Below are 13,157 nucleotides of genomic sequence, written 5' to 3'. Positions count from 1 at the left end.
ACAGGGCGGCGCGGCCAGTGGTCGCGCCGTCGCTCCAACCGGACCCTTGCCGGCCGCGGTGGCAGGGTAGGGACCCGGAAGGAATCGCCAAGGGTCAGCCGCATGTCCGCCAACCGCCTTTACCAGACCATCGCTGCCAAGCTCCGCAAGCTGATCGAGGACGGAGAATTCCCGCCGGGCTCGCGGTTGCCGGGCGAGCGCGAACTGGCCGAACGGTTCGGTGTCAGCCGGGTCACGATCCGCGAAGCCGAGATTGCGCTGGAAGCACAGGGCTGGATCGCGATCCGCATCGGTTCGGGTGTGCATGTGAAGCCGCGCCCGACGCCGGCGTCCGGCGGGCTGCCGGATGTCAGCGCCTTCGACCTCACCGCTGCCCGCGCGGTATTCGAGGCCGAGGCCGCCGCTCTGGCGGCAAGCAATCTGGATGATGCCGGCATTGCCGAGCTGCAGGCGCTGGCCGAAGCGCTGTGCCGTCGCGACCTGAGCGACGCGGAAGCCGGGGAGTACGACCGCCGTTTCCACCTGGCCATCGCACGGCTTTCCGGCAATCCGGTGGTGGAATTCTTCGTGCAGCAGATCTGGCGCATGCGCAGCGAACTGCCGCGGGTGACCGAGGTCTATGCCCGGGTCTGCCATGATGATGGCGCCAGCCGTGCCGACGAGCACATGGCCATCTTCGAAGCATTGCGCGCACGTGATCCGGTGGCCGCACGCAATGCCATGCGCCATCACTTCCAGCGCCTGTTCGAAGCCATGCTGCAGGCGACCGAAAGCCAGGCGCTGGAGGAGATCCGTCGCCGCACGCAGCAGGACCGCGAACGGTTCATGGCCACGACGCGGATCTGAGTGACGGCGTTTCCAGGGCCGCGGTGGCGGGTCAGGACGCGGTGACGTGCGGGGAGTCATCCTTGCGGGTGCCGGCGAGCGCGAAGTAAGCTCTGCTTCGTCTACGAGGGGACACCATGTACGCAAGGATCGCGGCAGCTGCGCTGCTGTGTATGACGGCCCTGCCTGCGTCGAGCGCCAACCGCGGCTCGACGGTGATGGAGGATTACGCGGCGGCGCTGAATGCCCGCGGGCAGATTCTGCAGTTGGATACCGGAGATATGTTCGGGGAAAGGATCGGGCTGTTCACCGGTTCGGTGGAATTCCTGCAGACGGACGTCGACCTGCCGGGCAACAGTGCGCTGGAGGTGGGCATCAAGCGGCGCTTGGTGGCAGGAGCGCAGGGCCGGCAGGGATTGGGCATGTTCGGGGTGTGGGACCTTGCCCTGCCCAGGGTGTATGGGACGTTCAGCACCCAGGGTGGGTGGAAGAACTACGTGGTGGCCGAGCCGCTCAACCGCTGTTCGAAGTTCACCCCGCCTCCAACCGAGATCGTCACGGTAAAGGCACAGACGCCGACAGGGCCGGGGACATTCACCGAGTACTTCAACTCCGACGAGTTCTGGCATGGAACGCAGCTCTACCTGCCAGAGACCGGTGACGAGGATCTACTCGCGCAAAGCAACGAATGGCCCGTGCCAAGTACAGGCCATGCCTACCCGATGCGAACCAGGAGCGGCAATGTCATCCGCTGCGTCGCCATGGACGATGGGGCGGGGGAAGGCTTCGAAGTCACGACGCCTGCCGGTATCACCTACACACTCAATCATATGGCCAGTCTTGGTAGCGGACCGCCATTGGTCAAGAAGGGATACTCGCGGGGAAACTTCGGCTCGGTTACGGAGTTCGAGTTCGTTCTTTTCCGGCAGGAGTTCCATATTCTTCCGACCAGTGCCCGAGACCGGTTTGGAAATTCGGTGACCTACACGTGGGATCCGGCAAATCCACGGCAGTTGCTGCGCATCGCAGCCAACGATGGCCGCATCGTCGATCTCGAGTGGACGGCTGGATCGCCCAGCACGCTGCCAAGCGAAGTGAGCGCGGTCCGTGCGGGCGGGAGGACGTGGACCTACGGTACTGTGGTGGGTGGCTACAAGGTCACCTTCCCAGACCAGTCCTACTGGCAGACTACGGGGTTCAACGTAGGCACCATGGGTGCCGGTGCCGTTCCCGCAGAGCGGGGTTTCTGCCGGAATCCGGGTGTGCCGACCTACGGCCATTCCGGTTCGATCCGCCATCCCAGTGGTGCAGTGGCGAAGTATCGCTTTGAGCCTACGCTGCATGGCCGATCGTGGGCACGTTATGGCTGCAATATGCCCGACAGCACCGGCAGCGGGTTCCTTGACTCGATCGAATACACGCCCGCCAGGTACTACACGTGGTCGTTGGTTTCCAAGACAGTCACCGGGCCAGGCATCGACCAGCCCTATACGTGGGCCTACAGCTACGGCCCGGCCAACGGGTGCTATGCCGACGGCAGCAAGGAACTGTGCCAGGCGAATTCGCCGGCCACGAAGTGGGTGGACGTCAAGGATGCAGAGGGTGTCACCACCCGGCACACCTTTGGCAATCGATTCAATGTGGACGAAGGCTATCTGCTTTCCTCGGTCCAGCCGGGCCGCGCCACCACCCTCAGTTATCAGCTTGACGCTTCCGGCAGCTATCCGGCATTGGCCGGGCGACCGGCATATCAGCGTGCAAGCGGAATCATCGCAGCCAAGCAGATACCGTTGTTGCAGAAGGTCATCGAGCAGGATGGCGTACGCTACATCTGGAAGGTCAATACGTTCGACAGCATGGCACGACCTGTGTCGATCACTGAAGCCAGCCAGCCCGTGCAGTAGGCGTACGGTGTGGCAGGACATGGGCCGCAGCGCGGGCTGTGGCAGGTGCCGGATTGCCCCGCCGTGCCTTGTTCGCCCTGAAAGGGGGGAGCAGCAGGGACGAAGGCACTACACCGCCGGAATCGTGATCCTCTGCAGATCCAGACTGGCGCTGGCCCACCCGCGCTGTCGGTCCCTGTACCGTTACCCCGCACCGACGCATCCGAGGAATCCCGCATGTCCGACACCCCTCCACCGCTGAACATCCTGGCGTTTGCCGGCAGCCTCCGCGGCAACAGTTACAACCGGCGCCTGGTCAGGGCTGCAGCGAGCGCCGCGCCTGCGGGGCTGCTGCTGACCGTGCATGACACCATTGCCGATGTTCCGCTGTTCGACGAAGACCTGGAAGCCGCCGACCCGGCCGGTCCTGCCGGGGTCAAGCGTCTGCGCGCGGCCATTGCAGCCGCTGACGGCGTGCTGATCGCCACGCCGGAGTACAGCCAGTCACTGCCCGGCGTACTCAAGAACACGCTCGATTGGCTGTCCCGCGACGATGCCGAGTACCGCACGGTCCTTTCGGCCAAGCCGGTGGCGATCATCGGCGCCACGCCGGGTCGCTGGGGCACCAAACTGGCACAGTCGCAGCTGCGGCATACACTCACGGCCATGGGTGCATTGACCATGGCCTCGCCACAGCTCTATGTGGCCGAAGCAGCGGCTGCCTACGACAATGACGCGGAAGATTTCGACGCGGCGGTGCGCAAGCGCCTGCAGCGCTTCCTGGAGGGATTCCAGAGTTGGGTCCACCTGCTGCAGGGCGGGGCGTCGCGCGCTTGAGCGGCTGAGCGATACCGGCAGGGGCGTCAGCCCCCGCCCGTGCCTGGGCCCGGGTCATGCAGCGCGCGCAGCTTCTTCTTGTTGATCTTGCCCACGCTGGTCCGCTCGATCGCATCCACGAAGCTCACGCGCTCCGGAATCGCATAGCGTGAGATGTCTCCGGAACGGCTGCGCGCTGCGACCAGTTCGATGATCTCTGCTTCTGACACGTCACGGCCGGCCTGCCTGACCACCAGTGGCAGCGGCCGTTCACCCCATTTCACATCGGCGATACCGATCACGGCGACCTCGCTGACCGCTGGATGCAGCGCGATGATGTCTTCCAGCGCGAGCGAGGAAATCCACTCGCCACCGGTCTTGATCACATCCTTGATGCGGTCGGTCACGCGCAGGTAGCCGCCCTCATCGATGTTGCCGATGTCGCCGGTATGCAGATAGCCGCCGGCCCACAGCGACGCCGAGGCCTCCGGATCATGCAGGTAGCCCTGGGTGAGCCAGGGTGCGCGCGCCACGACTTCCCCGGTGGCGATGCCGTCGTGGGCAACATCCGCCATGTCCGGATCGACGATGCGCAGATCCACCAGCGGCACCGGCAGGCCGGCCTTGGTCCGCAGTGACAGCATCTCATCGGCATCGGTTACGGTATCCACATCGATCTGGGCGATGGTGAGCAGCGGGCAGGTCTCGGACATGCCATAGCCGCCGAAGATGTCGATGCCCCGTGCCACTGCACGCTGCGCGAGAGCGCGGGGCAGTGCGGCGCCGCCGATGATCACCTTCCAGCCCTGCAGATCGGTCCGCGCAGCGTCCGGGTGCTCCAGCAGCATGTGCAGGATGGTCGGCACGCAGTGCGAGAAGGTCACCTTCTCGCGGGCGATGAGTGCCAGCAGGCTGGCGGGAAGGTAGCGGCCCGGGTAGACCTGTTTGATGCCCATCAGCGTGGCCACGTAGGGCAGGCCCCACGCGTGCACATGGAACATCGGGGTGATCGGCATGTAGACATCGCCGCGATGCAGGCGTCCCTGGCGGGGGGCGCTGCCAAGTTGGGCCATCGCCGACAGCGAATGCAGCACCAGTTGCCGGTGGGTGAAATAGACACCCTTGGGCCGCCCGGTGGTTCCCGTGGTGTAGAACACCGTTGCACGGGAATTCTCGTCGAAGTCCGGGAAGCGGTTGAGCGGCATGGCCTGGCGCAACCCTGCTTCGTACTCGCCAACGAAGCCCGGTGGCAGTGCGCCACCCGCATCATCCAGCAGGATGCGCGTGTGCAGGTCGGGCAGCTGATCACCGATGGCGTCCAGCAACGGCAGGAAGTCCCGGTTTGCCAGGATGACCCGTGCGCCGCTGTGGTTCAGCGTATACGCGATCTGCTCGGGCGCCAGGCGTACATTCACCATCATCAACACCGCGCCGATCATCGGTACTGCGAAATAGGCCTCCAGGTAGCGGTTGCTGTCCCAGTCCATCACCGCCACGGTATCGCCGTGCTTCACGCCCAGCGAGGTCAGCAGGCCGGCCAGTTGCGCGATGCGTGCCTGCAGGGTGCGATAGTCGAAGCGGACATGCTCGCCATGGACGATTTCCTGTTCCGGGCTTACCGCCAGCGGCATCAGCAACAGCTGCTTGATCAGCAGTGGATACGCCTGGGCATCGGAGGTCGAGGTGGATGACATGGGGGTTCCTTGTGGAGGGCGTGTCGGTCACTGGACGTCTCTACGCCACACTAGCCATCCTGTCGTCCTGCACCAGCGTACCTAGGTACCTGTGCCCAGCCGCGGGCGATTTGCTAATCTCGCCTGGACATGCCGACCCTGCTCATCGCCGACGACCATCCCTTGTTCCGCGCGGCGCTGCATCGCGCGGCCGAAGAGGCGGTCGCCGACCTGCAGATCCACGAAGCCGATTCGCTGGACAGCGTGCTCGATGCGCTTGAGGGCCAGTCGATCGACCTGATGCTGCTGGACCTGCACATGCCGGGCAACCACGGGCTTGCAGGCCTGGCGACCATCCGTGCGCTGCAGCCGGGGCTGGCGATCATCATCGTCTCGGCCAATGAGGAGCCGCAGGTGATCCGGCGTGCCATCGACCTCGGCGCGGCCGCCTATCTGCCCAAGAGTTCGGGCCTGCATGAGCTGCAGTCGGCGCTGCAGTCGGTACTGGAGGGCGAACGCTGGATTCCGGCCCTGCTGCGTGAGCCGGTGGCGCGCGTGGCGCCATTCAGCAGGGACGCCGACCTGGCCGCGCGCCTGGCCAGCCTTTCCGCGCACCAGTACAAGGTACTGGGCCTGGTGGCCGAAGGGCTGCTCAACAAGCAGATTGCTGACCGGCTGGGTGTGCAGCTGCGCACGGTCAAGGCACACATGACGCGCATCATGGAGCGGCTGGGGGTACGCAACCGCGCGCAGGCCATCCGCGTACTGCACGAAATGGGACTGGCCGATCCATCCCGGCAGATCGAAGAAGCGCCCGGGCCCTGATGGATCAGGGAATGGCCGCAGTGCTCGCGGCCAGCAGGTGGTTGATCGCCCAGCGGAGTGCAAGCGGCTTGAACGGCTTGCTCAACAAAGAGAGCCCCGCGCCACGAACTGCATCGCGCGTCGCGCTGCCGGTGTCTGCACTGAGGATCACCGTCGGCCGCAGCCCATGCATGGCTGTCAGTCGCTTCCACAACGCGACACCGGTATCGCCGTCATCCAGGTGATAGTCGAACAACCACAGCGCGGCCTCATGTGCGGATGCTCCGATCGCATCGGCGTCCGTTGCCGCAATGACATCGCAGCCCCAGGAGTGCAGCAGCTGCCGCATCGCCTCCAGCGCAACCGGGTCGTTGTCCACCACCAGCACGCGGATGCCTTTGAGGGCGGTGCTGCCATTGACCATGGGGCCGCCGCGTGGCGCTTCCGGACGCTCAGCGCGTGTCACGCTGAGCGAGAAGGTCGAGCCGCGATCCGGCACGCTGCGCAGGTGCAGGGGGGCATGCAGGAGACCGGCGATACGGTGTGCGATGGTCAGGCCAAGCCCCAGGCCCTGGCCATTGCTGCGATCGATCCGGTGGAATTCTTCGAAGACCACGGCCTGTTGCTCCGGTGCAATGCCGGGGCCGGTGTCATGCACGCCAATCGACAGCCTCTGGCCCTGGCGGCGCACCCCCAGCAGCACGCCGCCACGGCGAGTGTAGCGGATGGCATTGGCCAGGAAGTTCTGCAGCACCCGGCGCAGCAGCAGCGGATCGCTGTGAACCCAGGTCTGGCTTCGTACATAGCCGAACTGCAGGCCGCGGGCGGCCGCGAGCACGGCGAACTCCTGTGCAAGCGGATCCAGTACGTTCGACACGGCGAACGGTCGAGGATCGGCCACCAGTCCACCGGCTTCCAGTCGAGAGATGTCCAGCAGGCCCGACAGCAGGTCATCGGTGGAATCCAGTGCACCACGGATCTGGCGCAGGAAGCTGTCGAGGAACTCCGATTCGATGTGCTGCGACATCGCATCGGTCAGCAGCTGCGCGGCATGCAGGGGTTGGATCAGGTCGTGGCCTACGGCAGTCAGGAAGCGGGTTTTCGCCGCATTGGCGCGCTCGGCCTCCTGCACTGCCTGTTCCAGCCGGGCCGTGCGGTCCTGTACGCGGTGCTCGAGGGTTTCATTGCTGCGCTTGAGTGCATCTTCCGCCCGGCGGAACGCCGTGACATCGGTGAAGGTAGCCACATAGCCGCCACCCGGCATCGGGTTGCCGCGGATCTCGACGATGGTGTCGTCGGGAAATACCCGCTCGGACAGGTGAGGTGTGCCACGCCGCATGTGGGCAACGCGGCGCTGCAGCGCCTTGTCGGGTGTATCACCAGGGCCGTCACCGATCTTCAGCTGGTCCAGCGCCCATGCCGTGAGGTTGACCACGGGTTGCCCGACCTGCAGCAGTTCCGGCGGGAACCTGAACAACGCGGCGTAGCGGCTGTTCCAGGCCACCAGCTGCAGCTGTGCATCCACCACGCTGATGCCCTGGCTCATGTTCTCCAGTGCGGCCTCCAGCAGGCGCTGGTTGAAGCGCAGCACCTGGGTGGCTTCGCCGACGGCGCGGGTCACCGCGTCCAGCGGCGCGGCGCCGCCCTCGCGTGCGGCTTCGACCAGCAGCCGTGCCATGCCTGCGCCCACCACGGCCGTCAGCTCACGCTCGACGGCGGTGACCCGGTCGTCATCCAGCATCTGCCCGGCGTGGTCCTCCAGCAGCTGGCGCGCACGCTCCTGGCCAAGGAAGCGTCCGGCGGTCCTGCGCAGGGACGCCGCAGCCACCGCATCCCGCCTCCGCGGCAACGACGGACGCACGGCCCGCGACACCAGCGCCACGGTCAGCAGGTTGACCGCCAGGCTGGCGCCCATGCTGATCGCGATATGGCCAGGCTGCACGCGCAGCGAGACCACGGCCAGCCAGTGCAGTCCATCGGGACTGGTCGACGGTGTCGCGGCCGGAATCACCATCGGCAGCAATACCAGCCACAGCCAGGCCAGCGAACCCAGCACGATGCCGGCCATGATGGCCGGGGAAGGCGTGCGTGGGCGGTACACGGCCAGCAGCACCGCCGGCGCCAGCTGCGAGAGGGCGGTGAAGGACATCAGGCCGAAATCACTGAGTGCCTCGGTATCGCTCATCGCGCGGCTGTACAGCCACGCCATCAGGAACACGGCGAGGATGCCGGCACGTCGGAACGCCAGGACACGCGGGCGCAGGTCGGCATTGGCCACACCGCCGATGCTGCCGAGCAGGTGCGACCCGAATCCATGGTTGCCAAGCATGATCGACAGGGTCAGCCCCGAGAGGATCATCATGCCGGTGGCCGCGCTCAGGCTGCCCAGGTAGGCCAGCAGTGCCAGCAGGTGATGACCACCGGCCTGGGGCAGGGCCAGCACATACAGATCGGGCGATACCGATGCCGGCAGCTGCGCCGCACCGGCCAATGCCATCGGCACCGACGGCAGCCCGATCAGCAGCAGGTAGACCGGGAACATCCAGCGTGCCGTCTTCAGGTCCGAGGTCTGGCGAAGCTCGACCACGCCGACATGGAACTGGTGCGGCAGGGTGAATGCAGAGATGGCGCCCAGCGCAACCATGGTGAGATAGTCCGGCACGATGGCCGGTGGCGGCAGTTGTGCCATCTTTTCCAGCAGCGGCGTGCCGGCCGCGTGCACCGACAGCGCGGCATACAGGCCGATGGCCAGCAGCGCGGTCAGCTTCAATACCGATTCCAGACCCAGAGCGACCACGATGCCGCGGTTCGGTTCGGTGGCCGATGCCTTGCGCGCACCGAACAGCAGGGTGAAGGCGGCCATCGTCAATGCGAACCAGAACGACATGTCCAGCTGCCAGCCCGCAGCTGTGAAACGATCACCCAACAGTGCCCCCAGCCCTTGGCTGACCGCTCTCAGCTGAAGTGCGATGTAGGGAATGATGCCGAGCAGCGCGACCAGGGTGATGGTGAAGCCAAGGCCGCGATCCGCACGCAGCCGTGCGACCACCAGGTCGGCGATGGTGGCACTGTTGTGCTGCTTGGCCAGTCGCCCCAGGCGGAGCAGGAACGGCAGGCCGAACGCGAAGATCAGCGCCATGCCAGCGAGGGTGGGTGGAATGGGGAAGCCCCATTGCAGTCCCTGCGACGCTGCGCCGTAGTACGTCCATGCGGTGCAGTGCACCGCCAGGGACAGCGCGTAGATGAGCGGCCATGCCTTCGAAAGCCGATGCCCCCGGCGCTCGCCCCACAGGGCCACGCCAAACAGCAGTGCGGTCCACGCAATGCAGGCCAGCAGCACGAAAGAGGGCGTCAACATCGCTCCAGTGTAGGCAGAAGCCGGGCGTGGCGGCGCTAGGCTGCGATCACGATCAGTGACAGCTGCTCGGCAACCAGTGCCACATCACCATCGGGAAGCCGTTCGACACTCTTGTGCTGGGTCAGCAGCCACTGCCCGGGCTGGCGCAGCTCCAGCGAGAGCAGCCGCGAGCGGACGCGCACCTCCGAACCGCTCGGCACCGGCGCCAGGAAGCGCACCTTGTTCAAGCCGTAGTTGAGCACGTGGGCGATGCCGGGGAAGCCGGCGAGGGCGGCCACGTCGTCTTCCACGGTCAGCGACAGCAGCAGGAAGCCATGCGCGATGGTGTGCCCGCCCGGCAGCTGTGCCTGCGCCCGCGCCGGATCGACATGGATCCAGTTGTGGTCGCCGGTGGCGGCGGCGAAGGCGTCGATGCGCGACTGGGCGATGCGGGTGGCGCCACTCAGCCGCTCGCTGGCCGCCCATTGCTGCAACGCCTGCAGGGCGGCCGGCAGGGCGGCGTCGGTGCCCTGTGGGCTCATTCCACACGCTCCAGCAGGGCCAGGATCGCACCACGCGCCTCAGGCTCGGACAGCATGGGCGCGTGGCCGACATCCGGAACCTCCACCAGCCGGGCACGCTCCGACGTCGCCGCCATCTGCCGTGCAACGTCGGCCGGCAGGATGTCGGACAGGGCGCCACGCACCACCAGCACCGGCACGCGCGAGGTCAGCCCGCGCACCGCGCGCCACAGCGCCGGGCGCAGCAGCCACAGCACCCACGGTCGCGTGGTGCGGATCACCGCCGGGTCGTAGTCCAGTTCCAGCAGTCCATCGCCGCGCGTGCGGAAGGTACGCACTGCCATCTGTCGCCAGTCATCGGTGCTGAAGCGCGGGAACGCGGCCTTGCCGATGGATTCCACATAGGCCGTGGCCTGTTCCAGGTCCATCGGTGGCACCGGTTTGCCGGCATACCTGCCGATCCGTGCCAGCGCCTCACGCGGTACCTTGGGGCCGGCATCGTTGAGGACCGCACCAGCAATCCGCTCGGGCGCTCGCGAGGCGAGGGTGATGGTCACCAGCACGCCCAGCGAGGTGCCGACGAACACCGCCTTGTCGATGTTCTGCGAGCGCAGCAGCGCTACCAGGTCATCGGCATAGGTGCGTGGGTTGTAGCTGGTGGGGTCATGCGCACGCTCCGATCCTGCGCGCCCCCGCAGGTCGACCGCGATCACGCGCCAGCCCTCGGCAGTGAGCGTATCGGCCAGCGCATCGAAATCGGCACCATTGCGGGTCAGGCCGGGAATGCACACCACGGTGCCGCGCGGTACCGTTCCGGTACCCGGTGCATGGTCGCGCGCATGCAGGCGCAGGCCATCATTGCTGTTCCAGTACAGATCTACGTAGGACTGCATCATGCAGGAGCTTCCTGGAAATCGTAACGGATGCGCTAGAAGTCGTAACGGACGCTGAGGCTATATTGGCGCGGCGGGCCATAGAAGCCAATCAGCGTGCCGACCGCCGGAATGTTGTAACCCGTGGTGCGGTATTCCTTGTCGGTCAGGTTGGTGCCCTGCAGCGAGAAGGTCCAGGCGTCATCCAGGCGCCAGATCACACCGGCATTGACCAGTCCATAGCCGTCCTGGCGGATCACCGGGCTCAGGTCGGTGGTGGGCCAGACCTCGCTCTGGTAGCTGTAGCTCACCCGTGCCGAAAGGTTGCTGCCGTTGGCCAGGTCAGTGCGGTACTCCACGTTCAATGCGCCCGAGAATTCCGGCGCATTGGTGAATCTCATCTGCCTGGCGACGTTGACGCCGCGGTCGATGTACTCATCGTACTTCGTGTCCAGCCAGGCCAGGTTGCCGGAGATCAGCCAGTGCTGGCTGGGCAGGTACTGGTACTCGACTTCCAGGCCCTTGACGGTGCCGGCGCCGGCATTGGTGAAGTCGCCGAAGAAGGAATCGTCGATGCCATCGCCATTGGTGTCCAGGCCGGTGAATACGGACAGCTGGATATCCTTGTACTTGTTGTAGAACGCCGACAGGTTCAGGAACAGGCGCTGGTCGAGGAAGGCCATCTTGCTGCCGACCTCGTAGCTGTCCACGGTCTCATCGTCGAAGGGCTCGGCCGAACGGGGCACCGCCACCGCGTTGGCGCGGATGTTGTAGCCGCCCGACTTGAAACCGCGCGTGGCCAGCCCGTAGACCATGATGTCCGGGGTGATCTGGTAGTCCAGCGAAACCTTGGGTGAGACGTTCTTGAAGTTGGTCTTCTTGTCGAAGTCCGCCGTCACGGCCACCGGCCGGCTGAAGCCCGGGTCGGCATAGAGACGGTTCAGCACGATCGCGCGCTTGTCCTCGTCGGTGTAGCGGGCGCCGACATCAAGCTTGAGCCTGCTGGTCAGATCGAACGTCCAATCCGCGTACAGCGCGATGCTGTCGGTCAATACCTTGCCCTGGTTGTCGGCGAACTGGGCGCTGAAGTAGTTGTTCTGGATCTGGCCGCCGGCCTCGCCACTGAACTGGTACAGGCCGACCACGCCACGCACCCGTCCGCCGGCATCGTAGTTCAGCTGCACCTCGTTGCTGACCTGCTCGTCGTGGTAGGTGCCGCCCACGTCGGCCAGCTTGATCGGCGTGGTGTCGAAGTCGATGTTGGCCTCGCTGTCCGACTCACGCTTGGCCAGCACATACTTCACGGCGATGTCGTCGTCCGGTCGCCAGTTCACCGTGGCCGACGCGCCCTTGGTTTCCACGTTGTTGAGATTGCGCATGCCCGAACGGATGTCGTAACGGCTGTCCATCGGCGGGTAGGCGCGCAGGAACGGATTGGGCGCCAGCATCTTCGAGCCGCGCATGCCGGACTGGTCGTCGATCCAGTCCAGTGCGAACTGCACGTCGAAGTCATCGCCGGCGTACGCCCCCAGGTTCACGCGCGCCGCGTTGATCTGCTTGTCGCTGACCGGCTGGCCGTTGAAGGTGTTCTCGCCAAATCCATCGTGGTTCATGCTGGCCACCGCCACGCGGGCACGCAGGCCGCTGTCGGCACCGCCGATCGGACCGCCGATGGCTGCCTTGGCATCCAGCTGGCTGTAGTTGCCCACGGTGACCTGGGCGAAGCCCTCGGTCTTGGTGGGCAGGCCGCGCGAGATGTACTTGATCGCCCCACCGATGGTGTTCTTGCCGTACAACGTGCCCTGCGGGCCGCGCAGCACCTCGATGCGCGAGACATCGAACACGTCCAGCAGCGCCCCCTGCGGTCGCGCGATGTAAACGTCATCCAGATAGATGCCTACGCCCGGGTCGGCGCCCCAGGTGGGATCGGACTGGCCGATGCCGCGGATGTAGGCGGTAACCGTGCTGCTGGCACCACGGGCGGCGTAGATGGTCAGGTTCGGCACCTGCGCATCCAGGTCGCTGATGTCCTGGACATTCATCCTGTCCAGAGCCTCGGAGGTGAAGGCGGTGACGGCGACCGGCACCTCCTGCAGCGTTTCCTCGCGCTTGCGTGCGGTGACCTTGATGCTGTCCAGGTTCGTGGGTGAAGCGGTCCTGCCTGCCGCCGGCACGTCCTCTGGCGTGTCCTGTGCCAGTACCGGCCCGGAGGCCAGCAGTGCGCCGATCATGAGACTCAAGCAATTCCGTTTCATTCGGTCCTCCCCCAGGCAAGTGCTCACAGATGGCCCATTGCCACCCCTGCAGCGAAGGCTAGCGGTGTCATCCGGCAGCGGCGAGTGGACCTAGGTCCAGTCGGCAGTGGCCGCCGGATGCGGATACTGGGCGTGCCCCCAGCCGGACGCGCTCCCCGGTACCACTTCATC

At 65.8% G+C, this 13,157-nt stretch carries 9 protein-coding genes; 4 read left to right on the top strand and 5 right to left on the bottom strand.

The genetic code is table 11. From position 1 onward, the window contains the following. Window positions 1–102: 102 nt before the first annotated feature. The 3 genes from ACZK29_RS11375 to ACZK29_RS11365 all read left to right on the top strand — a co-directional run bounded on the left by ACZK29_RS11375 (window position 103) and on the right by ACZK29_RS11365 (window position 3,545). Window positions 103–846 (top strand): FadR/GntR family transcriptional regulator, encoded by a 744-nt coding sequence (locus ACZK29_RS11375; protein WP_111203226.1) that lies wholly within the window; start codon window positions 103–105, stop codon window positions 844–846. A gap of 116 nt (window positions 847–962) precedes the next feature. Beyond that, window positions 963–2,729, top strand: coding sequence for a wall associated protein (locus tag ACZK29_RS11370; protein WP_111203227.1), 1,767 nt, complete (start codon window positions 963–965; stop codon window positions 2,727–2,729). Between the two features lie 216 nt (window positions 2,730–2,945). Beyond that, window positions 2,946–3,545: an NADPH-dependent FMN reductase gene (locus tag ACZK29_RS11365; protein WP_459047761.1), complete on the top strand. Its 600-nt coding sequence runs from the start codon at window positions 2,946–2,948 to the stop codon at window positions 3,543–3,545. A gap of 26 nt (window positions 3,546–3,571) precedes the next feature. Here the strand turns inward: ACZK29_RS11365 and ACZK29_RS11360 are convergent, their stop codons facing one another. Then, window positions 3,572–5,218 carry a fatty acid--CoA ligase gene (locus ACZK29_RS11360; protein ID WP_478446009.1) on the bottom strand — a complete coding sequence of 549 codons (1,647 nt, stop codon included), beginning with the start codon at window positions 5,216–5,218 and terminating at the stop codon, window positions 3,572–3,574. 129 nt (window positions 5,219–5,347) lie between these two features. On the opposite strand from ACZK29_RS11360, the gene ACZK29_RS11355 reads away from it, so the two are divergent. Beyond that, window positions 5,348–6,022 carry a response regulator transcription factor gene (locus ACZK29_RS11355; RefSeq protein WP_478446008.1) on the top strand — a complete coding sequence of 225 codons (675 nt, stop codon included), beginning with the start codon at window positions 5,348–5,350 and terminating at the stop codon, window positions 6,020–6,022. Between the two features lie 4 nt (window positions 6,023–6,026). Here ACZK29_RS11355 and ACZK29_RS11350 read toward each other — a convergent pair whose 3' ends face one another. Genes ACZK29_RS11350 through ACZK29_RS11335 form a run of 4 tightly spaced genes read right to left on the bottom strand, consistent with a single transcriptional unit; the run spans window position 6,027 to window position 12,962 of the window. Next, the gene (locus ACZK29_RS11350; RefSeq protein ID WP_478446007.1) at window positions 6,027–9,359 is read right to left on the bottom strand and encodes a hybrid sensor histidine kinase/response regulator; all 3,333 of its coding nucleotides are present in this window, start codon (window positions 9,357–9,359) and stop codon (window positions 6,027–6,029) included. A gap of 35 nt (window positions 9,360–9,394) precedes the next feature. Beyond that, the gene (locus ACZK29_RS11345; protein ID WP_111203232.1) at window positions 9,395–9,880 is read right to left on the bottom strand and encodes a MaoC/PaaZ C-terminal domain-containing protein; all 486 of its coding nucleotides are present in this window, start codon (window positions 9,878–9,880) and stop codon (window positions 9,395–9,397) included. Next, window positions 9,877–10,755, bottom strand: coding sequence for an alpha/beta fold hydrolase (locus ACZK29_RS11340; protein WP_478446006.1), 879 nt, complete (start codon window positions 10,753–10,755; stop codon window positions 9,877–9,879). Before ACZK29_RS11340 ends, ACZK29_RS11345 begins: the two co-directional genes overlap by 4 nt. 32 nt (window positions 10,756–10,787) lie before the next feature. Further along, window positions 10,788–12,962 carry a TonB-dependent receptor gene (locus ACZK29_RS11335; RefSeq protein WP_478447084.1) on the bottom strand — a complete coding sequence of 725 codons (2,175 nt, stop codon included), beginning with the start codon at window positions 12,960–12,962 and terminating at the stop codon, window positions 10,788–10,790. Window positions 12,963–13,157 lie beyond the last annotated feature (195 nt).

It is taken from the genome of Stenotrophomonas sp. 89682_Sma, assembly GCF_056481405.1.
Note: the sequence above shows the minus strand (reverse complement) of the source record. Positions and strands in the feature narration are given on the sequence as shown.

Coding starts and splice junctions, on each gene's coding strand:
- ACZK29_RS11370 (WP_111203227.1), top strand. CDS start 963: ATGTACGCAAGGATCGCGGCAGCTGCGCTGCTGTGTATGACGGCCCTG.
- ACZK29_RS11350 (WP_478446007.1), bottom strand. CDS start 9,359: ATGTTGACGCCCTCTTTCGTGCTGCTGGCCTGCATTGCGTGGACCGCA.
- ACZK29_RS11355 (WP_478446008.1), top strand. CDS start 5,348: ATGCCGACCCTGCTCATCGCCGACGACCATCCCTTGTTCCGCGCGGCG.
- ACZK29_RS11360 (WP_478446009.1), bottom strand. CDS start 5,218: ATGTCATCCACCTCGACCTCCGATGCCCAGGCGTATCCACTGCTGATC.
- ACZK29_RS11375 (WP_111203226.1), top strand. CDS start 103: ATGTCCGCCAACCGCCTTTACCAGACCATCGCTGCCAAGCTCCGCAAG.
- ACZK29_RS11345 (WP_111203232.1), bottom strand. CDS start 9,880: ATGAGCCCACAGGGCACCGACGCCGCCCTGCCGGCCGCCCTGCAGGCG.
- ACZK29_RS11340 (WP_478446006.1), bottom strand. CDS start 10,755: ATGATGCAGTCCTACGTAGATCTGTACTGGAACAGCAATGATGGCCTG.
- ACZK29_RS11365 (WP_459047761.1), top strand. CDS start 2,946: ATGTCCGACACCCCTCCACCGCTGAACATCCTGGCGTTTGCCGGCAGC.
- ACZK29_RS11335 (WP_478447084.1), bottom strand. CDS start 12,962: ATGATCGGCGCACTGCTGGCCTCCGGGCCGGTACTGGCACAGGACACG.